General features: G+C 74.2%; 1 protein-coding gene. It reads left to right on the plus strand.

Annotation, left to right across the window (positions count from 1 at the left end; translation table 11 throughout):
* Positions 1–436: 4'-phosphopantetheinyl transferase family protein (locus C1I97_RS38225; protein ID WP_146608465.1), on the plus strand; the 436-nt coding region annotated here is incomplete at its 5' end.
* Positions 437–508 lie beyond the last annotated feature (72 nt).

Consider the following 508-nt stretch of genomic DNA (forward strand, 5'->3'; position numbering starts at 1 on the left):
CAGCATGACCCACTGCGACGGCTACCGAGCCGCCGCCCTGGTCCGCGCCACCGACCTGGCCTCCCTCGGCATCGACGCCGAACCCCACGCCCCGCTGCCGAAGGGCGTGCTGCCCACCATCGCCCTCACCACCGAGGAACGACGTCTGGCGGACCTGGCCGCGCGGCACCCGGACGTCCACTGGGGACGGCTGCTCTTCAGCGCGAAGGAGTCCGTCTACAAGGCCTGGTTCCCGCTCACCGGCACGTGGCTGGACTTCACGGAGGCGGACATCGAGATCCGCACCGCCCCGGGCACCGCGCGGCACGGAGGCTTCCGGGCCCGGCTCCTCGTCCCGGGCCCGCTGCTGGGAGGCCGTAGCCTCGGCCACTTCGAGGGGCGCTGGACCGTCGGGCAGGGCCTGGTGGCCACCGCGGTGACGGTCCCGCACCCCTGACCGGTTCACGGCCGCGGGCACCAGCCGCGCAGCAGCCGGAAGAAGGCGTCCTCGTTGCCCGCCAGGTCCGCT

This window comes from Streptomyces sp. NTH33 (genome assembly GCF_003236365.1).
Classification (GTDB): domain Bacteria; phylum Actinomycetota; class Actinomycetes; order Streptomycetales; family Streptomycetaceae; genus Streptomyces.